This is a genomic window from Streptomyces platensis (assembly GCF_008704855.1).
Classification (GTDB): Bacteria; Actinomycetota; Actinomycetes; order Streptomycetales; family Streptomycetaceae; genus Streptomyces; species Streptomyces platensis.
Genome location: NZ_CP023691.1, coordinates 903,610 through 922,032, shown reverse-complemented (window position 1 = coordinate 922,032; position 18,423 = coordinate 903,610). Strand labels below are relative to the sequence as shown.

At 71.7% G+C, this 18,423-nt stretch carries 20 protein-coding genes; 9 read left to right on the top strand and 11 right to left on the bottom strand.

Annotated elements, in window-relative coordinates; translation table 11 throughout:
- Both CP981_RS04010 and CP981_RS04005 read right to left on the bottom strand, forming a co-directional pair.
- Positions 1-840, bottom strand: coding sequence for a RibD family protein (locus tag CP981_RS04010; RefSeq protein ID WP_085923491.1), 840 nt, complete (start codon positions 838-840; stop codon positions 1-3).
- A complete protein-coding gene (locus CP981_RS04005) occupies positions 833-1,588 on the bottom strand; it encodes a creatininase family protein (protein WP_085923398.1) in 756 nt (251 codons plus the stop codon). Before CP981_RS04005 ends, CP981_RS04010 begins: the two co-directional genes overlap by 8 nt.
- 140 nt (positions 1,589-1,728) lie before the next feature.
- Between CP981_RS04005 and ribA the strand changes: the two genes are divergently transcribed.
- Positions 1,729-2,409, top strand: a complete 681-nt coding sequence (gene ribA, locus CP981_RS04000; RefSeq protein WP_085923490.1) for a GTP cyclohydrolase II — start codon at positions 1,729-1,731, stop codon at positions 2,407-2,409.
- A gap of 103 nt (positions 2,410-2,512) precedes the next feature.
- On the opposite strand, the gene CP981_RS03995 is transcribed toward ribA, so the two are convergent.
- A complete protein-coding gene (locus tag CP981_RS03995; RefSeq protein ID WP_085923397.1) occupies positions 2,513-3,262 on the bottom strand; it encodes a CbtA family protein in 750 nt (249 codons plus the stop codon).
- Positions 3,263-3,277: 15 nt separating this feature from the next.
- Positions 3,278-3,496 (bottom strand): CbtB domain-containing protein, encoded by a 219-nt coding sequence (locus tag CP981_RS03990; RefSeq protein WP_085923396.1) that lies wholly within the window; start codon positions 3,494-3,496, stop codon positions 3,278-3,280.
- Positions 3,497-3,804: 308 nt separating this feature from the next.
- Here CP981_RS03990 and CP981_RS03985 point away from each other — a divergent pair, with 308 nt between their 5' ends.
- Together CP981_RS03985 and CP981_RS03980 are read left to right on the top strand one after the other, a co-directional pair.
- Positions 3,805-4,377, top strand: coding sequence for a histidine phosphatase family protein (locus tag CP981_RS03985; RefSeq protein ID WP_085923395.1), 573 nt, complete (start codon positions 3,805-3,807; stop codon positions 4,375-4,377).
- A gap of 136 nt (positions 4,378-4,513) precedes the next feature.
- Positions 4,514-4,954 carry an SPW repeat protein gene (locus tag CP981_RS03980; protein WP_085923394.1) on the top strand — a complete coding sequence of 147 codons (441 nt, stop codon included), beginning with the start codon at positions 4,514-4,516 and terminating at the stop codon, positions 4,952-4,954.
- A 136-nt stretch (positions 4,955-5,090) separates the two neighbouring features.
- On the opposite strand, the gene CP981_RS03975 is transcribed toward CP981_RS03980, so the two are convergent.
- Positions 5,091-5,423, bottom strand: a complete 333-nt coding sequence (locus CP981_RS03975) for a hypothetical protein (RefSeq protein WP_085923393.1) — start codon at positions 5,421-5,423, stop codon at positions 5,091-5,093.
- A gap of 332 nt (positions 5,424-5,755) precedes the next feature.
- Between CP981_RS03975 and CP981_RS03970 the strand changes: the two genes are divergently transcribed.
- Both CP981_RS03970 and CP981_RS03965 read left to right on the top strand, forming a co-directional pair.
- Positions 5,756-7,582 (top strand): alkyl/aryl-sulfatase, encoded by a 1,827-nt coding sequence (locus CP981_RS03970; protein ID WP_085923392.1) that lies wholly within the window; start codon positions 5,756-5,758, stop codon positions 7,580-7,582.
- A gap of 98 nt (positions 7,583-7,680) precedes the next feature.
- Positions 7,681-9,714, top strand: coding sequence for an ATP-binding protein (locus CP981_RS03965; protein ID WP_085923391.1), 2,034 nt, complete (start codon positions 7,681-7,683; stop codon positions 9,712-9,714).
- An 18-nt stretch (positions 9,715-9,732) separates the two neighbouring features.
- Here CP981_RS03965 and CP981_RS03960 read toward each other — a convergent pair whose 3' ends face one another.
- From CP981_RS03960 to CP981_RS03945, 4 genes are read right to left on the bottom strand one after another with little or no spacing between them, the layout of a single operon-like run.
- Complete coding sequence (locus tag CP981_RS03960; RefSeq protein ID WP_085923390.1) at positions 9,733-10,773, bottom strand: serine hydrolase domain-containing protein; 1,041 nt, start codon at positions 10,771-10,773, stop codon at positions 9,733-9,735.
- A complete protein-coding gene (locus CP981_RS03955) occupies positions 10,770-11,693 on the bottom strand; it encodes a DUF6895 family protein (RefSeq protein ID WP_085923389.1) in 924 nt (307 codons plus the stop codon). Before CP981_RS03955 ends, CP981_RS03960 begins: the two co-directional genes overlap by 4 nt.
- Complete coding sequence (locus CP981_RS03950) at positions 11,690-12,676, bottom strand: DUF6895 family protein (RefSeq protein WP_085923388.1); 987 nt, start codon at positions 12,674-12,676, stop codon at positions 11,690-11,692. The genes CP981_RS03955 and CP981_RS03950 overlap by 4 nt, the downstream gene beginning before the upstream one ends.
- Positions 12,673-13,272, bottom strand: coding sequence for a hypothetical protein (locus CP981_RS03945; protein WP_244330002.1), 600 nt, complete (start codon positions 13,270-13,272; stop codon positions 12,673-12,675). The genes CP981_RS03950 and CP981_RS03945 overlap by 4 nt, the downstream gene beginning before the upstream one ends.
- A gap of 838 nt (positions 13,273-14,110) precedes the next feature.
- Between CP981_RS03945 and CP981_RS03940 the strand changes: the two genes are divergently transcribed.
- On the top strand, positions 14,111-14,518 hold the full coding sequence (locus CP981_RS03940; RefSeq protein WP_085923386.1) for a TOBE domain-containing protein: 408 nt from the start codon (positions 14,111-14,113) through the stop codon (positions 14,516-14,518).
- 49 nt (positions 14,519-14,567) lie between these two features.
- Here the strand turns inward: CP981_RS03940 and CP981_RS03935 are convergent, their stop codons facing one another.
- On the bottom strand, positions 14,568-15,326 hold the full coding sequence (locus tag CP981_RS03935; RefSeq protein ID WP_085923385.1) for a PucR family transcriptional regulator: 759 nt from the start codon (positions 15,324-15,326) through the stop codon (positions 14,568-14,570).
- Between the two features lie 405 nt (positions 15,327-15,731).
- Between CP981_RS03935 and CP981_RS03930 the strand changes: the two genes are divergently transcribed.
- On the top strand, positions 15,732-16,286 hold the full coding sequence (locus tag CP981_RS03930) for a molybdopterin-dependent oxidoreductase (protein WP_085923384.1): 555 nt from the start codon (positions 15,732-15,734) through the stop codon (positions 16,284-16,286).
- Positions 16,287-16,322: 36 nt separating this feature from the next.
- Here the strand turns inward: CP981_RS03930 and CP981_RS03925 are convergent, their stop codons facing one another.
- Positions 16,323-16,742, bottom strand: a complete 420-nt coding sequence (locus tag CP981_RS03925) for a TOBE domain-containing protein (RefSeq protein WP_085923383.1) — start codon at positions 16,740-16,742, stop codon at positions 16,323-16,325.
- 287 nt (positions 16,743-17,029) lie between these two features.
- On the opposite strand from CP981_RS03925, the gene CP981_RS03920 reads away from it, so the two are divergent.
- Both CP981_RS03920 and modA read left to right on the top strand, forming a co-directional pair.
- Entirely contained in the window at positions 17,030-17,425 is a 396-nt protein-coding gene (locus tag CP981_RS03920) for a TOBE domain-containing protein (protein ID WP_085923382.1), read from the top strand.
- 148 nt (positions 17,426-17,573) lie between these two features.
- Positions 17,574-18,380, top strand: a complete 807-nt coding sequence (gene modA / locus CP981_RS03915) for a molybdate ABC transporter substrate-binding protein (protein ID WP_085923381.1) — start codon at positions 17,574-17,576, stop codon at positions 18,378-18,380.
- The last annotated feature ends 43 nt before the right edge of the window (positions 18,381-18,423 follow it).

The window sequence follows — 18,423 nt, the reverse complement described above, 5'->3', positions numbered from 1 at the left end:
TCAGTCCGCCGGTCCGCCCGAGGGCCCACCGGCCGGCCGCAGGGCGAACTCGAAGAGCGTGTCCTCGCCGAGCAGGGCGCGCCGCAGCGGCGGGCGCAGCGCCTCCCGCATCACCGGCGTCCCGGGAAAACGGAGGCCGGGGACACCGTCGCCGAGCAGGACCGGGGCGACGGTGACATAGAGCCGGTGCAGCGCCTGTTCGTGCAGGAACCGCGACACGGTGACCCCGCCGCCTTCGATCAGCACCCGGCCCAGCCCGCGCCGCGCCAGCGTCGCGAGCAGCCGCACCGGGGCGAACGCGGCCGCATCCGGCAGCACCAGCACCTCGGTTCCGGCGCCCGGGTCCGCGGGGGCGGCATCCGGTCCCACCACCCACAGGGTCGGCGCCGCGCCGTCCGTGAACACCCCGCTGCTCCGCGGCACCCGGCCCCGCGGATCGAGCACCACCCGCACCGGGTTGTCGCCCGTACAGGCGCGTACGGTCAGCCGTGGATCGTCCGCCACGGCGGTGCCGGCCCCGACGAGCACCGCATCGGACAGGGCGCGCAGCCGGTGCAGATGGCAGCGGTCCTCCTCGCCGGTGACGAAGTCGGCATCGCCGGTGCGGGTCGCGATGAAGCCGTCCAGGCTCTGCCCGAGCTGGGCGAACGCGACCTCCGGGCCGGCCAGGCAGAGCGGCAGATAGCGGCCGGCGAGCTCTTCCGCTTCGGGTGTGGCGGGCCGCCGCCAGCGCAGTCCGCCGTCTCCGTCCGGCACCATCCCGGCCGCGAGTGCCTCGTCCGTCGTACGGAGCCGCCGCAGCAGGTCCCAGGCGGCCGACGCGTCGAGCAGCTCAGGCATCGGCTGCCGCCCGGTCGCCGAACAGCGCGGCATATTCACCGAATGCCTCGGTGAGCCCGGCCAGCAATTCCCGTCCCTTGCGGGCGGATGCCAGCGACGGCCGCCCGATGACACCGGATTCGGTATAGGCCGACATGCCGAGCGTCAGCAGCTGCTTCCGGTCATCGGCGACGCAATCCGCTGATTCATAGCCTTCCTTGACCAATTCGGGATGGGCATACAGCAGAATGGACGTCTCGACCTCTCCCGCATGCATATCGGTGTGCGACGGTGTCTCCACCCCGGCCCGGGTGCGCGCCGCGTCCCAGTCGGCCGAGCCCGGGAACAGTGCCATCCGCACCCCGCGCCCGGCGGATTCCTGAACGACATTGCGCAGGACGTAATTTCCGCCGTGCCCGTTGATGAGAATCAGGGTGTCGATACCGGACCGGTGGAGCGAATCGGCGATGTCCGTGACGACCGCGTGCAGGGTGCGGGCGGAAATGCTCACGGTCCCCGGCCAGTCGGCGTGCTCATGCGAACAGGACACCGTCAGCGGCGGCAGCACCTGAACGGGGCGGCCGGCGGCCACCTCCCGGGCGATGGTGCAGGCGATGACGGTATCGGTGGTCAACGGCAGGAAGGCGCCGTGCTGTTCGAAGCTGCCGATGGGCAGCACGGCCATCGCCGGCCGCCGTGCCCGTACGTCCTCCGTGGTGTCCGCCGGCAGCGGGCCGGTGGCCGAAGTCGGGTGTCCCGAAGCGGTCATGGGATGCTGCGGCCTTTCGTCGCCGACTCGCGGAGTCGTGGTTGTCACGGCATCGTTTGTCACGGCGTCGCAGCATACTTGTTGTCATGGTGAGTGAGTTCTGCCGATCATTTACCCGCGCGGGTACGATCGCCGCCATGATGGACCCCGAGGACTCCGCCGGCCCCGACCTCCGTGTCGCAATCAATGATGCCTTCGGCCAACGGCCGGGCGTGGAACAGGTGGTGACGGTCAGGCTGCCCACGACCTACGGTGAATTTCTCGCCGTGGGCTATCTGGACCGCCGTAGCGGTATCGAGCAAGTGGCTCTGGTCCACGGCGATGTCGTGGGGGAGTCGGTGCTGACCCGGGTGCATTCGGAATGCCTGACCGGTGATGCCTTCGCATCCACCCATTGTGAATGCGGCGACCAATTGTCCGAGGCACTGCGCGCGATCGTGGCGGAAGGCCGCGGCGTTTTGGTCTATCTCCAGGGCCATGAGGGCCGCGGTATCGGGCTGCTGGGCAAGCTCCGCGCGATGAAGCTCCAGGAGGGCGGGCTGGACACCGTCGAGGCGAATATCGCGCTCGGGCTGCCGGTCGATGCCCGTGACTACGGCGCCGCGGCGGAGATTCTCCAGGACCTCGGCGTCCGGTCCGTGCGGCTGCTGTCGAACAATCCGCGCAAGCGCGAGGCCCTGCTGCGGCACGGTATCCCCGTCGAGGAACAGGTCCCGCTGCTGATGCCGCCCCGTGCGGAGAACATCCGCTACCTCCGCGCCAAACGGGAGCGCCTCGACCACGATCTGCCGCATCTGGACAGCGTCCCCGGTCTGTCCTGAGGCCGTCCGCGGCCGGACCGCGCACACCCTGCCCGCCACGCGTCGAGGGAGGGCTCGCGACACGAAGTCGCGGACCCTCCCTCGGTGGTTGCGGCCGGCCGGATCAGGAGACGGCGGGTGCCGCCTCGGCCGCGGGGGCCTCCTGCCGCGCCGGTACGACGCGCTCCGCGAGGTGGCCGAAGAGAAGCCCGAAGGCGGTCCACAGCACCAGTTGGATGGCGAGCGCCGACAGCCGGAACTGCCAGAGCAGTGTGCCGGGGAAGCCCTCGGGCACATTGTCGTAGGCCGGCAGGAACGCATAGGCGAGGCCGATGGCGACCACGAACGCGGCGCCGGCCGCGACCGTGGCGTTCCAGTTGCCCAGCTTCGGAGCCAGCCGCCGGCCGAGGAGCGTGGCGGCGACGGCCAGCAGGATGCCGAGCAGCATCATCAGGAAGAACAGGGCGGTGCGGGTACCGATCGTGTCGGGGTCACCGACGGCGGGCGGATTGGCCGGGTACTTCAGGAACGGTACGAGGTACACGGCCACCAGGGCGGCGCCGGAGAGCAGCGCCGCCGTGGTACGGGCACCGAACCGGCCGATCCGCCCCAGAGCGAAGCAGAAGACCAGTGCGGCGATCCCGCCGAGGGCCACGCCGTAGATCAGTACGCCGGTCGCCAGCCCCGCCGTGGACTGCACACCGCGGCTGACGACCTCCATCCCGTGTTCGTGGCTGTGTGCGTCCTCGAACGCGATGGCGGCATCCACCTTCGGCTCGCCCAGCAGGTAGGCGACGACGAGGGCCAGGACACCGGCGGCCAGACCGGCGAGCATCCCGCGCACCAGAAGGTTTCTGATGGTGACGGAGTTCATGGGTGCGGGGTCCGATCAGTGGCAGGGGAAGCCGAGAAGGTGACGCCCGTCGTGGACCCACTCGTGGACCTCCGTGCCGGAGAGCAGCGAGGTGGCACCCTGCTCGGCGCCGATGAAGTAGAGCAGAACCAGCATCAGAACGCCGACGAAAAGCGCCCACGGTGCGATGGCCTTGAGGGGGATCGGAGCCGGGGTGACGGCGCCGGCGGCCGGGGGTGCGATGGTCTGAGCCATGGCAGGACCTCCTGTGCGGGGGAACTCGCGTCCCTGTTCGTTGGAGTGCGTAACGACATGCCGGGTCTGGCTCGCCCGGTCCCGGCCCTGGGGGGCTGGTAAATAACCGGACATACAGTGGCGCGACCGCGCCGGGATCCCACCGGCTTCCGTCATGTCGTCGTCAATATCATCGGGAAGGTACCGCGAACCGACCCCCCGGCCAAGGCCACGGAGGGGGCGGAGAGGCGCAGGACAGGGCGCGCCGTCCGGACAACTCCCTTGAGCGGGCCAGGGGTTGCCGCACCTGTGGAGCGAGAGAAGAGGACATGACAACTCGGGTGATGTTGGTCTCACCGGCCGCCGGTGAGGCGCAGCGCGAGGTGCGTTTCGATGACGACGGTCCGCTGAGCGAGGCCGGGCTGCGCCGTGTCCGGGCCGCCGCCGGAGCGCTGCCGCCCGCCGACCGGACCTTTACCTCGCCCTCCGTCCGGTGCCGTCGCACGGCCGAGGAGCTCGGGCTGTCGGTACTGCCCGCGGGGGAGCTGGCGGGCTGCGGGATGGGCGGCTGGCGTGGGCGGGCCCTGGCCGAGGTGGCCGACGCCGAGCCGGTCGCGGTGTCGGCCTGGCTCTCGGACCCGGACTTCACCGGGCACGGCGGGGAGTCGCTGCGGCAGCTGTGCGACCGGATCGCGGGGTGGCTGGCGCGGGTGGCCGAGGACGCGGGCCGGGTGCTGGCCGTCGTCGAGCCGGATGTCGTGCGTGCCGCGGCGGTGTGCGCCCTGCGGGTCGCCCCGGACGCGTTCTGGCGGCTGGATGTGCCGCCGCTGACCGTGACCGAGCTGAGCGGCCGCGGCAGGCGCTGGAATCTGGGGCTGGGGCGGGAGCTGGGGCGCAGGTGACGGCGCTGCGACGGTGAAACTTTAAAATTCACCTGGTCCGCCATCTACACATAAAGGCGACATAAGCGCAGAATAAAGATGCGTGGTCGGATACCACGTGGAACGGCCGGACTTGCGAACGAAGGAGGCGAGTCGCATGGCCGACGTCTCACACCCCAGGGGAGATCTCGCAGGTCACCCCGACGCTACTGAGATGCAGGCACGGTATGAGCGAGTGCTCGGCGGGCGGGATGTCGTACTCGTCGACGGCCCGGTGCTCCTGGTCGGCCTGTATTGCGCCGTCTCACCGTGGATTCTGCACTTCGCCGGCGCGCAGTCGGCGCTGATGGTGCACAACCTCATTCTCGGTGTCGCGATCGCCCTGATGGCGGTCGGATTCACCGTGGCCCCTGACCGGATGTACGGGCTGAGCGGCGCGATGTGCGCGATCGGCGTGTGGATGATCATCTCGCCGTGGATCGTCGGCAGCTCCCCGGACGCCGGCGTGATCTGGAACAACATCGTCATCGGTGCCCTGACCTTCCTGCTCGGTGCCATGTGTGTCGCCGCGGCGTCGAAGAGCCGCCGTGCCACCTGACCGCGCCCCCACGGGGGCGTGAAAAAGCCGCCGGCCGCTTGCCTCCCATGAGGGCGAGTGCCCGGCGGCTCACTTGTCGGGGCGTGTGCGTGGGCGCGGCGTGCGGGCCGGTCCGGCGCCTCAGGGGCCGGCGCTTCTAACGGTGCCGGTCGCGGCCGTATGCGCAGCGCTGCCCCAGCAGCCCGGCCAGCACCAGCCCGCTCGCGAGCAGCAGACCGTGGGCGAGTACGACACCGGCGGCCAGTATGACCGCCGCGGCAGCCGGTGCCAGCCAGGCGAAGCGGTGGTGCGGACGGGGTCGGGCCGGCCCGCGTAAGGCCGGACGGTGACGGGGGCGGCGGGCGGCACCGTGCCGGAACAGCTCGGTGAGCTCGCCGAAGGCGCGGTCGTCATGCGGGGACAGGGTGTCCCTCCTCTCCCGGTCGTACGGACGGCCGCGCCGTGGAGGCAGGGCGAAGGGCCGGGGCATCGTTCCGGTGAGCGCGCGACGTCAGGGCTGCCTGACCAAGGCGTCAAGGGCGCAGTGCCGCCTGCGTTGTTGTGCCCTCTCGCGCCCTGCCCGTAACGCCGTTGAGCGGACCGGCCGGTGACGGCGGGCGGATTGCGGGCGAACGGGCGGCGGAGTGCGGGCCCGGCCGCCTCGGTGCAGTCGAGGCCGCGCCGGTGGCAAGGCGGCCGCGGGGCGCCCGCGGGCGGGACCCGGCGGGTGCCCCGCACGCATGCGACAACCCGGCACATTGGGTTAAATCGATGACATGGGTCTTCCGACTGTGGCCCGCCGCCCCGGAGAGGTAGCGCCCCGTGACCGCTGTACCCGTGGATGACCACGAAGACTTCGCCGACGCCGACCGTGGCTTCATCGCCGCGCTCGATCCGCCCCAGGTCACCGCGGACGACGGCCGGGTGATCTGGGACGCCGAGGCCTATGCCTTCCTGGCCGGGAACTGCCCCGACACCGCGCACGAGGGCCTGTGGCGGCAGGGCCGGCTGGTGAGCCGGCAGGGTCTGTACGAGGTCACCGACGGTATCTACCAGGCGCGTGGTCTGGACCTCTCCCATATGACGCTGGTGGAGGGCGACCACGGCGTCATCGTCATCGACCCGCTGCTCTCCACCGAGACCGCCGCCGCGGCCCTGGAGCTCTACCGCAAATACCGCGGCGACCGGCCCGTCACCGGCCTGATCTACACCCACTCGCACCGCGCGCACTTCGGCGGCGGCCGCGGCGTGCTGCCGCCCGGCCACCACCCCGTGCCGGTGCTCGCACCGGCCGGCTTCCTGGGGCACGCGGTCAGCGAGGGCGTCTACGCCCGTACGGCGATGACCCGGCGCGCCGTCTACATGTACGGCTCGGAGCTCCCCAAGGGGCCGGACGGCCAGATCGGCTGCGGCCTGGGCGCCGCCCGCTCCAGCGGCACCACCACCCTCATCCCGCCGACCGTCGACATCACCCGCACCGGCCAGGAGGAGATCGTCGACGGCATCCGCCTCGTCTTCCAGCTCACCCCGGGCACCGAGGCACCCGCGGAGATGAACTTCTGCTTCCCGGCGCACCAGGCCCTCTGCCTGGCCGAGAACGTCACCCACACCATGCACAGCATCCTCACGCTGCGCGGCGGTGCCGTCCGCGACGCCCGGGCCTGGTCCCACCACCTGGGCGAGGCGCTCGCCCTCTTCGGCGACGAGGCCGAGGTCGCCTTCGCCTCCCACCACTGGCCGACGTGGGGCAAGGACCGGGTCCGGACCCTGCTGGCCGACCAGCGCGATCTGTACGCCTATCTGCACGACCAGACGGTCCGGCTGCTGAACGAGGGCCTCTCCGGCGCCGAGATCGCCGAGGAACTGCGGCTGCCGCCGGGCCTGGAGGGGGTCTGGGCGCACCACGGCTACTACGGCTCGGTCAGCGACAACGTCAAGGCGGTCTACCAGCGTTACCTGGGCTGGTTCGACGGCAACCCCGCCCATCTGTGGGAGCATCCGCCGGCCGAACAGGCCCGGCGCTATGTGGACACCATGGGCGGCGTCGAGGCCACGGTGGACGCGGGCAAGCGCTATGCCGCCGACGGCGATCTGCGGTTCGCCGCCACCCTCCTCAACCATGCCGTCTTCGCCGCACCGAAGAACCTCCGCGCCCGCCGCGAACTGGCCCTCGTCTACGAACGGCTGGGCTACGGCTGCGAGAACGGCACCTGGCGCAACTGCTACCTCACCGGCGCCATGGAACTGCGCGGCAGCCTCGCCGAGGCCGCGCCGGACACCGTCCACCCCGACATCGCGATGGCCCTGCCCGTGGACCACCTCATCGACTCGCTCGCCATCCGCATCGACGGCCCCCGGGCCTGGTCCACCGCCCTCGCCCTCGACCTCTACCTCCCCGACGAGGACCGCACCTGGCAGCTGACGCTCTCCCACGGGGCCCTCACCTACGTCAGTGCGCCCGGTGTCCCCACCCCGTCCGAGGAACGCACCCCGGATCTCACCCTCACCCTCACCAAACCCCAGCTGCTCGGCCTGCTCACCGGCAGAGGACCGGGAGAGGCCGCACAACACGGCGAGACGGGCGCACTGGACCAGTTCCTGGGCCTGCTCAGCACGCCGCATCCCACCTTCCCCGTCGTCACGCCCTGACGGACAAGGTGCCGTCCGGCCGGCTGCCGTCAACCTCGCGCCCCGGCCTGCTGCCACCACGGGACCGCAGGACGCCGTGCCTGGGGCAAACTGGGCCGGTGGCGAGCAACATTCCCGAGGAGTCGACCAGCTTCGTCGGCCGGCAGGCCGAACTGCGGCGGATCGACAACGAGTTGACGGAACACCGGCTGATCACCCTGACCGGCCCCGGTGGTGTGGGCAAGACCCGGATCGCGATGCGGGCCGCGCGCGCGGCGGCGGCCCGGTTTCCGGACGGGGTCTGCTGGGCCGATCTGTGGCCCTTGCAGGGAGACGGACTGCTGGTGGCCAGCGTCTGCGACGCCATCGGCCTGGCCGACCACACGGCCCGGACACCGGTGGCCGCGCTGTGCGAATGGCTCGCTGACAAGCGGCTGCTGCTGGTCCTGGACTCTTGCGAACACCTCGTCGACGCCTGCCGCGACCTGCTCGGGGATCTGCTGACCGCCGCCCCCGGCGTGACCGTGCTGGTCACCAGCAGACAGCCGCTGGACATCGTCGGCGAGTGGACCACCGAGATCGGCCCGCTGCCGTGCACCGGCGACAACGACGCGCTGGCCCTGTTCACCCAGCGGGCCGGCACCGCGGCCCCCGGACTGCGCCTCACCACCCCGCTCCACGCCCAGGCCGCCGCCGTCATCTGCCGCCGCCTCGAAGGCATCCCGCTGGCCCTCGAACTGGCCGGTGCCCAGCTGGCGCACAGCTCCGTCGAGCGCATCGCCGAGCGGCTCACCTCCCGCTTCGACACCCTCGACCCCGCCGACGGCCCGGTACGGCTGCCGCGGCACCGGACCCTGCGCTGCGCGATCGGCTGGAGCCATGAGCTGTGCGCACCGCTGGAACGGCTGCTGTGGGCCCGGCTGTCCGTCTTCCGTGGGACCTTCGACGAGGAATCCGCCAGTGCCGTGTGCGCCGGGGGACCCCTCACCGGACCGGAAGTACGCAGCACCCTGGCCGCCCTGGCCGCCAAGTCGGTGCTCACCCGCGAGGGCACCCGCTTCCGCATGCTCGACACCCTGCGTGAGTACGGGCGGATGTGGCTGGCCGAACTGGGCGAGGTGACCGCCCTCGCCGACCGGCACGCCGCGCACTTCGCCGACTTCGGCCGCCGCGCCGAACTGGGCTGGCTGGGCCCCGAACAGGTCAGCTGGTACCGCCGGGTCGCCGACGCCCATGTCGACCTGTGCACCGCGCTGGACCACCTCCTGGTCACCGACCCGGACCGCGCCCAGCAGCTCAGCGCCTCGATCGGTCTCTTCTGGAGCTGCTGCGGCCATCTGCACGAGGCCCGCGAATATGTGGCCCGGGCCCTCGCCGCGCAGCCGGAGCCGAGCCCGGCCCGCACCCGGGCGCTGTGGGCCCTCGGCGTCGCCGTACTGCTCCAGGGCGATCTGGCGCTGGCCGACGCCCTGGGCCTGGAGTGCGCCCGCACGGCGCGGGCGTCCGACGACGCGGAGGCGGTGCTGGCGGCCGGCTACCTCATCGGCCTCACCCATCTGATCGCCGGCCGCCCGATGTCCGCGCACACCGTCGTGGAACAGGTGCTGGGCCCGCCGCCCTACGACCCGTTCGACTCTCCCGGGCGGCTGCGCTGCCAGCTCGTACAGATCTTCGCGCTCACCGGACTGGGGGAGCTCGCCCGGGCCCGTGCCGAGGCGACCGCACTGCGCCGCGGCTGTGTGGAGCGCGGCGAATACTGGACCCGCTCCTACACCGACTACCAGCTCTCGCTGATCTCGCTGCTCCAGGGCCGACCCGAGGAATCGGCGGAGCACGCCCGCGCGATGCTCTCGGCCAAGCAGGGCATCGGCGACAAGTTCGGGATCGCGCTCGGTCTGGATCTGCTCGCGGCCGCGGTCGCGGCCCAGGGCGACGGTGCCGCGGCCGCCCGCGTCTACGGAAGCGGCCAGGCCATCTGGCGCACCGTCGGGCATCCGCAGCGCGGCACCCCGGAGCTTCGCGCGGTACGCGAGGAGTGCGAGCAGCGGGCCCGCGCGGCGATCGGCGACCAGGCGTATACGGAGCTCTTCCACCGGGCCAGCGAGGAACGCCCCGGGACCTCGCTCGCCCGGATTCTGGCGGGCGACCTCTGACCGGTGGCGCTCCCGGCTTCAGGGTGTGGGGTCGGCGGCCAGCGTGTACAGCAGCTCGTAGGCGGTGTTGATCATGTGGCAGGTACGGCCGCGGCGGGTGGCGAGCGCGACCAGGCCGGTCTGCGAGGCCGGGTGGTAGCCGAGGAACGCCTGCTGGCCGAAGGTCGCCCCGACATGGAAGAGCAGCGGGCCGCGCGCGGCGGGATGCTGATACCACGTCAGGGTATGGGTGTCGCGCTTCCGCAGGCCGCGGCGCAGCAGCGGCACCTGCACCTCGCGCAGCGGCCCGGCCAGCGGGGTGTCCTCGGGGGAGAGGTGCGCTTCGAGGTAGCTGAGCAGATCGCCGGGGGTGGCCCGGACCGAGCCGGCGGCGATAAAGGCTCCCATGTCGGCACTGCGCACCGGCGTCACCCCGTTCGTCCGGTGGCCGATGGCGTCGGTGCCGGTGGTGCCGGGGGCCAGCGTCGTGTCCTTGAGCTCCAGCGGTTTCAGCACCCGGTCGGTGAGCAGGGCGGGGTAGTCCGCGCCCGCGGCGCGGGACATGGCCGGGCCGAGCAGGGCCAGTCCGAAGTTGGAGTACCGCCAGCGGGTGCCCGGCCGGTGCCGCGTCCGGGTCCGGGCGAAGGTGTGCAGCAGCCGCTCCGTGTCGTACCGGGCATAGCCGTTGGCGTACGGGTGCACCAGCGCACCGGCGATCAGATCTGCGGGGATCCGCGGCAGTCCGGAGGTGTGGGTGGCCAGATGCCGCAGAGTGATCCGGCGGGAGTTCGGATGCGGCAGCGGCAGCTCGGGCAGATGCGCGGCGAGCGGATCGTCCAGGGACAGCACACCGGACCGGGCCAGGTCGGCGAGCAGCAGCACGGTGAAGGTCTTGGACAGCGACCCCAGCTCGTAGCGCAGGGCATGCCGGGGGGTGGGCGGCGCCATGGCCGAACCGCCGGTCATCACGGTCCGCCGGCCGCGCCGGGTCACGGCCACCACGATGTCCGGGGCGTCGATCAGGGTGACCGCGTCCGCGAGACGGTCGGCGAGCCCGGGTCCGGGGCGCTCGGGGCTCATCCGACGGCGGACAGGGCCCGGGACGTGGCCATCGCGGAGGCGAACGCGGCGACCAGGGTGGGGTGGTGGACCAGATCGAAGACCCGCGCCGCGTCACCTTGCGGCATCCGGCGCTGGATGGGCATCGCGCCGGTGGCGGACTGTGCGGCGGCGTAGCGCTCCCACAGCTCCGCGTCCAGGGTGGGCCGCGGCAGACAGGCGTCGACGACGAGGAGTTCGCCGAGCAGATCCCAGTGTTCGAGGTCCGCCCAGTCCTCCATCCAGGCGGGCAGATACCGCGTCAGATAGTCGGCGATGGCCGGCGGAATGTGCTCGGGGGCCTCGCCCCAGTTGGTGAGGTGGAAGACGGTGTGGGTGAGGTCGTAGGCGATGTGCAGCTGCACGGTCCACGGCTCCGGCAGCTGTCCCAGCCAGGTCCGTGCCACCGCCTGGTCGAAGTCGCTGCTGGGCGGCAGGCCGAGCTTGCGTTCCGCGTTGAGCACGCCGAGCCGCCGGTTGGGCATCATCTCCAGCGCCGTCCAGGTGGTGGTGCGCCGGCACACCTCCAGGGCGGACTCCAGCCCCGGATGACGGTGGCCCAGTTCGTGGAAGGTCGCATAGACCTCCAGGGGCACCGGGGAGAGCGGCTCGTCGTGCTGGAGCCGGGCCAGTACGTTGCCGCCGTCCAGCAGCTCCCGCCAGGTGAAGTCCAGCAGCTTCCCGGCCCGCTCCTTCTGCCGGGAGCCGGCCACGCCCTCCCGGAACAGCACCTGCATATTGAGTGCCAGCTCGCCGATGGGCTTGAGCCGCTCGACGACCGCACCGTTGTTGGCGAAGTCCTCAGGGGTCAGCCGGAAGTGCTCACGGTGGTCGTCGAGCCAGGTCAGCGCCCGGTCGCCGACACGGTGGAGCAGGGCGGGGGATGCGGCCGTCACGGTCACGGGGCAGTCTCGCTTTCGCAGGGGGTCCGCCCGCCCGCCGTCGCCGCGTTCCCGGCCGGGGGACCGGTCTCGGCCTCGTCGGAGGCGATACGCGCGAGGGTGGCGGCGAACGCGGTCACCAGGGTGGAGTGGTAGCAGGCCGTGAACGCCTCGGCCCGGTCGCCCGTGGAGGGTGCGGCACCCAGCTCGGGCACACTCCCGTCGGCCGCCTGGGCACCGGCCAGCCGCTGCCAGGCCGCCGCATCGTAGGGAGCCGCGGGCAGACAGGCCGTCACGGCCAGCAACTCACCGACCAGGTCCCACAGTTGTTCCTCCAGCCAGTTCTCCAGCCAGGAGGGGACCCACAGTCGCAGAAAGTCGGCGAGTTCGGGGGACAGCCGCTGCCGGTTGCGCCCCCAGTCGGTGAGATGGAAGACGTCATGGGTGATGCCGTACGCCCCCTTGCGGTCCAGCGCCCAGGGCTCCGGCAGCCGGCCGAGGCCGGTCAGGGCGAGCACGGCACCGAAGTCGGCGTGCTGGCGCAGCCCGATCCGCCGCTCCGCGTTGAGCACGCCGAGCGTCCGGGTGTGGTCCTCGCGGGCCACCCGCCAGCCGCGCAGCCGCGTCGTGGTCCCCGTCAGCGCATCGGCCTCGGCATGGCGCAGTCCGGCCTGGGCGAAGACGCCGTAGAGCTCCACCGGATAGGTGGCGAACGGCTCACCGCGGATCAGCTCGGCGAACAGCTCGCCGTCGCGGGTCTCGTTCCAGGCGAACGCGAAGAGGCCGCGGGCCGTCTGACGGATGTCGTCCCGCGGGTGCAGTGCTCCGATCAGCTGAGTGAGTTCGGCCAGTTCACCCAGGGGTTTGAGGGTCAGATTGGGATCGGCGTCCGTGGTCACGTTCGAGGGCAGGCGGAAGAACGGGCGTGCCTCGTCCAGCCACCCCAGGCTGTCGCGGACCATCCGGTCCAACAGCCCGGGGTCGCCGCCCCGGCCCCCGGTCACCAACCCCGTCCGTAGAAGCGCTGGGCGGCCGCGACATGCAGCGCCACCCGGGGATCACCGCCACCCATATGGCGGACGAACGCCAGCCCGCTGTCGAGCCCCAGGCTCTGCGGGGCCTCGGGCAGCCGTGCCAGCCAGCGGCCCAGGCCGGCCGCCTGAAGCCAGTCCCGGCGACGGACCGCCCGGACGAAGCCGCGGGCCAGATCGTCGGTACGGGTGGCCAGCTGCTCGGTGAGACCGGGCGCCAGCCCGGGCAGTGCGAGCGCGGCAACCTGGGACACCCGGTGAGAAAGCTTGGGCCAAGGATCGTGGTCGACCCAGCCGGCGGCGGCCTCGGGCGGCGACGGCCAGTGCTGTGCGCTTCCCGGGAGAAACGCATGCGCGGCCTCGACCAGGCCCCGGTAGCTCCACACCGAGACCTCCGAGGCATCCGCTCCGGGCGGATAGGCCGCCAGCGCCTGCCGGACCACCGCTTCGTCGTCCGCGCCGACGGGCGCGCCGACCTGGTCCATCGCGTACGGCGCGAGCGCGTCGGCGCCGAGCACCCGGATGGCGGCCGGAGTCAGCGCATCGCTCTGCCGAAGAATGCCGGACAACGCATAAGGGTCGCCCTCACCCCGCAGGGCGAGGGCGACCCCGGTTGCGGCATCGGCAATCACAGCGCTCAGCGGGACTGCTCCCTGCGTCTGTTCAGCCAACGCTTTCCCCTCAGCCTTAGCGAATGTCAGTCTTGGGCCGGGGGGTGGGGGCGAGATCAGAAGCAGCGCGGCCAGCAGCAGCGCACCTCCACACTCGCGGGTATCGCGGAAAACACCGTCGGCCTCGGCGGGTTCAAGCAGTCCCTCGACCTCGGCGGCCAGGGCGGCCGTCTCGACCGGCGCTGTGCGATCCGTAACCATGCGATCAACTCCTTCGACGAATGGGATACCAGATTCACATCGCCATAATTCGGGCGCAAGAGGAGAAATGGTGCAAATCGTAATCTTTCGGGTTGGTGTGATGGGTGTTCAGTGAGCCCCGTGCTCGCCAACTTCCTTGATCCACACAGCAGATGGCGCCCCATCGGGCTCGGCAGGCGGGGGTATGGCGCGCTTGCGCCAACAGTGCGGAAGACCCGCTGATGGCGGATAGCACTGCTCTGTTCGGATGTCCTCACGCGACACGGATGGCCCCGCGCGGAAGGCGCCGGGGCGGGCTCCGGGGGACGGAAGCGGGCCCGCCCCCTCGCTCCGGTCGCCGGACGTGAGCCGTCCGTCCCTCGCCTCCCCTGCGTCTGACGCAGACCGCCTTCCTCCGCACGGGTGACCCGTCCCCGTCCTGCGGGGGATGCCCCGGGCCATGGGCGGCAGCGATCTTGGGAGGCCGCCCCTGCGCCCGATCCCCCTTCGCGCGGGCACCGACGGACCGTCCCGGCCGCTGCCCTAGAGTGCGGGGGTGCCGACGTACAGCATTGGTCAGGCAGCGGGGCTGCTGGGTGTGAGTTCGGAGACGGTCCGCCGCTGGGCCGACGGCGGTCAGCTGCGGATGGAGCGGGACGGGGCCGGCAGCCGTGTGCTCGACGGGGTGAGCCTGGCGTCGTTCGCCAAGGAGCGCGCCGCGGGCCTGCATCCGGTGCCCGGTGAGGTACTGACCTCCGTGCGGAACGCGTTCGCGGGGATCGTCACCCGGGTGACCCTCGACGATGTGATCGCCCAGGTCGAGATCCAGTCCGGACCGCACCGGGTGGTGTCCGTGGTCAGCCGGGAGGCGGTCGAGGATCTGGGGATCGAGGTCGGGGTGACCGCCACCGCCCGGGTGAAGTCCACCCATGTGCATATCGACCTGACGGACAACCGGCGCTGAGCCGCCCGCCCGTGCGCCGACCGGGCCCGCCCGGCCCACCGTGCGCCGCTCAGCGGCAGAGCAGCGCTGCCTGAAGATCCAGCTTGTGCTCCAGCCGGGACAGGTCGCGGCCGGTGAGCGACTCGATGCGCTGGATGCGGTAGTGCACCGAGTTCACATGCAGCTGGAGCGCCGCGGCCGTCCGCGACCAGGACCCGTGATGCGCGAGGAAGACCTCCAGCGTCTCCAGCAGCATCCGGTGCGAGCCGTCGCGCGCCACGGGCCCCAGCACCCGGCTCCTGAAGGCCGTACGGACCTCCTCGGGAACCCCGGCGAGCAGGGCGGCCAGGGTGCTGAGATCCTCGACAGCGGTCACCCGGGCCGTGTCCGGGGCCTTCACGCGCGCCACCGCCAGCGCATAACGCGCTTGTCCCAGCGCGTAGTTGAGGCCCTCGGGGGTGCGTACCGGGCCGCTGACCCCGGCGTGCAGCGGTATCTGCGGCCGGCCGGCATGCAGCGCCGGCCACAGCTCGGCGAGCGACGGCCGCGGCTCGGTGTCGGGCTCCGCCGGGACAATGGCGACCGCTTCACCGCCGGTGAGCCGACCGGTCGCCCCTGGCTCACCGGGGGAGTGCCGTAGCGCCTCCGCCAGCGCACTCACTGCGTGGTCGCTCTCCTCGCCGACCGTCGTGGCCACCACGACCCGGTACGGACCGGAAGCGGGCAGCCCGCAGGCGCGCCACGCGGTATCGAGCGCCGCGCCATCGGCCGGGTGGGCCGCGGCGAGTGCCACGAGCGAGTCGAGCTGGAGGAGGTCGGGGACGTGCATGTGCGGGCTCCTTGGACGGCTGCCGGGCACGGGCCCGGCACCTCACATTCACCAGGCGAAAGCGAGTTCCCACATGGTAAATGCCAGACGATCAAGGTCATAGTCCTGTTGGTGATCACCCGGAGCCGGAGTGGGGTGAGGCGTTTCCGGCGGGCGGCGGTCGGCCCTCGACGGCATCGCGGGCACGGCCCGGGACGGCCCTGCTCGGCTCGCCCCGCCCCGACGGCCCGTCCCGTCCCCGCGGCCTGTCCCCTCCTGCCCCGGATATGCCGCCCCTCACCCCCCTCTTGCCTCATGTCAGCAAGCCAAAAGTGCACAACAGGCTCGCATCCGTGGTTCGGAGAGGCGTCGGTCGGGCATCACTGGGACGCAGCCGTCGCGTGGATCGCCTCAAGGAGGTCTCGAATGAGCCGGCCCGGCCCGCCGTCCCGCACCACTGCCGTACGCCCGCACCCCGGGGAAGGCCTCCCCGCCGGGCCCCGGCGCTTTCTGATCTGCGGTCAGCTGCGGTGTCCGCTCGCGCTGACCGTCGCGGATCTGCGGGAGCGGTGGCCGCAGCGGCGGGCCGAGGTGGTCTTCGACTGCGCCACGAACGGGCCGCAGCACCACACCTTCGAGGGGCCGCTGCTGCGGGAGGTCATCGACGCGGCGGGCCCCGCCTTCGACGCCCGGCGGCGCAAGGACCGCTCCCGCTATCTGCTGGCCGTCGCGGGCGGGGACGGGCATCACGCGGTGCTGTCCTGGGCGGAGCTCGACGCGGACTTCGGCGATGCGCCGGTCCTGCTGGCCACGGCCATGGACGGGCGGGCCCTCGACGCGGCGGGCAGCCAGCTGGTGGTGCCCTCCGACCGCTGTGGCGCGCGCTATATCAGCGCCCTGACCGGCATCTGGTTCGGGACCTGCGCCCCGCCCGAGCCGGTGCCCGGGCTGTCCTCCGGTGATCTGGTGGACAGCTCCTGATCTCCCGTCACCGCAGGGCTTCGGGAGGTGCCGGGCTCAGGAGGAGGCGAGTGCGATCTCGGTCGACTTGATCAGTGCGATGACCTCGGAGCCGGCGTCCAGGCCGAGCTCCTCGGCCGCGTCCCTGGTGATGGCCGCGGTCAGCTCGCCGCCCGCGACGGCCACCTTGACGCCGGCCATCGCGCCGCCGGTGGCCACCTCGGTGACGGTGCCGGGGATCTGGTTGCGGATGCTGAGGCCCTCGACCGCGCCGGTGGCGAGCGCGACCTCGGTGGACTTGATCAGCGTGCGCACCGCGGAACCCGCCTCGATGCCCAGTTCCCGCACCGCCTCCCGGGTGATGGCCGCGGTGATCTCCTGGCCGCCCGCCAGCCTGACCTTGACGGTCGCCATGACCTCGCCGGGGGTGACGGAGGCGACGGTGCCGGGAATCTGGTTACGGATGCTCAGGCTCATGGACATGCCTCACCGGGGGAGTGGGAAGGTGAACGTAGCGGGGCAGATACGGGCGTAAATCCCGCTCCGTTCCGCACTGTAGTCACGGTGCGGGTGGCCACCGGGATGCCTTGCGGCGCCGGACGGGTGTCCGTAGGCGTCGGCCGGAACGGAGCAAGGTGAGCCCTCGGGCGGGGGCGGGGCTCGGCTGTCGGGCCTCGTCCCTTCCTCCAAGGTGGCTGGCATTTGCTATAGAGCTTCGCCTTATTGGTTGCAGATGCGAGCCGAGGTTGCCTATCTTGTCGCACATGCAGTCCTATACGATCGGCCAGGCGGCGCGGCTGCTGGGCGTCAGCCCCGATACCGCGCGCCGCTGGGCGGACGCCGGCAAGGTCGCGACCCACCGCGACGACGGCGGCCGCCGCCTCATCGACGGCCGTGATCTGGCCGCCTTCTCCATCGAGGTGGCGCAGACCGGCACGGGTGAGGACGACGCCTCGTACACCTCCGCGCGCAACGCCTTCCCGGGCATCGTCACCGCCGTCACCCTCGGCGATGTCGCCGCCCAGGTCGAGATCCAGGCCGGTCCGCATCGCCTGGTCTCCCTGCTGACCCGGGAAGCGGTGGAGGAACTGGGCCTGGAGGTCGGCATGCAGGCCACCGCCCGCGTGAAGTCCACCAGCGTGCACATCGACCGCACCTGACACACCGCGGTAGCACCACAGCCGATCCGCGACCACCGTCCCCCACCGGTCGGCTGCCTCATCCCAGCGGCGTCGCCCGTCCACGGCGCGGCTATTCCCATCCGCCAGGACGACCCCCGTCGTCCTGGGTTCCAAGGAGTCCCGCCTCATGTCCCAGCTCTTCACGGCGCGCCGCGCCACCGCCGCGCTCGTCACCGCCGCCCTGCTCTTCCCCCTCACCGCCTGCGGTGGCAACGACGACGGCACCACCAAGGACAAGGACGCCGAGAAGTCCGGCAGCGCCGTCCCCAAGGCGGATCTCACCGTGCTCGCCGCGTCCTCGCTGACCGATGTCTTCAAGAAGGCCGGTGCGGTGTACGAGAAGGAGCACGCCGGCACCAAGGTGAACTTCTCGTTCGCCGGGTCCCAGGAGCTGGCCGCCCAGGTCCGGGAGGGCGCCCCCGCCGACGCCGTGGTCACCGCCGACACCACGACCATGGACGGCATCAAGGTGGACGTCGGCAAGCCCACCGTCATCGCCAAGAACCGCCTGGTCATCGTCACCGGTGAGGGCAACCCCAAGAAGATCGAAAACCTCAGGGACCTCAGCAACAGCAAGCTGAAGGTCGTCCTCGCCGCCTCCCAGGTGCCGGTCGGCCGCTACGGCCAGCAGGTCCTGGACGCGCAGAAGCTGCACGTCAAGCCGGTCTCCCAGGAGCCCAACGTGCGGGCGGTGCTCAGCAAGGTCGAGCTCGGCGAGGCCGACGCCGGGCTGGTCTACAAGACGGACGCCGCCATCGCGCCGAAGAAGGTCGATGCCGTCGGCATCCCCGACGCGCAGAACGCCGTCGCCTCCTACCCGGCCGCGACCCTGAAGGCGTCCCAGCACTCCGCGGCCGCGGCCGCGTTCGTGAAGTGGCTGAGCACGCCCGAGGCGCAGCAGATCCTTCAGCGGGCGGGTTTCCAGAAGCCGTAATCCGGCTGGGCGCGCACGGGACTGTCCCACTGGGGGGAGTGGA

Coding starts and splice junctions, on each gene's coding strand:
- CP981_RS03930 (WP_085923384.1), top strand. CDS start 15,732: ATGAGCCGGCCCGGCCCGCCGTCCCGCACCACTGCCGTACGCCCGCAC.
- CP981_RS03990 (WP_085923396.1), bottom strand. CDS start 3,496: ATGGCTCAGACCATCGCACCCCCGGCCGCCGGCGCCGTCACCCCGGCT.
- modA (WP_085923381.1), top strand. CDS start 17,574: ATGTCCCAGCTCTTCACGGCGCGCCGCGCCACCGCCGCGCTCGTCACC.
- CP981_RS03980 (WP_085923394.1), top strand. CDS start 4,514: ATGGCCGACGTCTCACACCCCAGGGGAGATCTCGCAGGTCACCCCGAC.
- ribA (WP_085923490.1), top strand. CDS start 1,729: ATGGACCCCGAGGACTCCGCCGGCCCCGACCTCCGTGTCGCAATCAAT.
- CP981_RS04010 (WP_085923491.1), bottom strand. CDS start 840: ATGCCTGAGCTGCTCGACGCGTCGGCCGCCTGGGACCTGCTGCGGCGG.
- CP981_RS04005 (WP_085923398.1), bottom strand. CDS start 1,588: ATGACCGCTTCGGGACACCCGACTTCGGCCACCGGCCCGCTGCCGGCG.
- CP981_RS03985 (WP_085923395.1), top strand. CDS start 3,805: ATGACAACTCGGGTGATGTTGGTCTCACCGGCCGCCGGTGAGGCGCAG.
- CP981_RS03975 (WP_085923393.1), bottom strand. CDS start 5,423: ATGCCCCGGCCCTTCGCCCTGCCTCCACGGCGCGGCCGTCCGTACGAC.
- CP981_RS03920 (WP_085923382.1), top strand. CDS start 17,030: ATGCAGTCCTATACGATCGGCCAGGCGGCGCGGCTGCTGGGCGTCAGC.
- CP981_RS03925 (WP_085923383.1), bottom strand. CDS start 16,742: ATGAGCCTGAGCATCCGTAACCAGATTCCCGGCACCGTCGCCTCCGTC.
- CP981_RS03960 (WP_085923390.1), bottom strand. CDS start 10,773: ATGAGCCCCGAGCGCCCCGGACCCGGGCTCGCCGACCGTCTCGCGGAC.
- CP981_RS03935 (WP_085923385.1), bottom strand. CDS start 15,326: ATGCACGTCCCCGACCTCCTCCAGCTCGACTCGCTCGTGGCACTCGCC.
- CP981_RS03995 (WP_085923397.1), bottom strand. CDS start 3,262: ATGAACTCCGTCACCATCAGAAACCTTCTGGTGCGCGGGATGCTCGCC.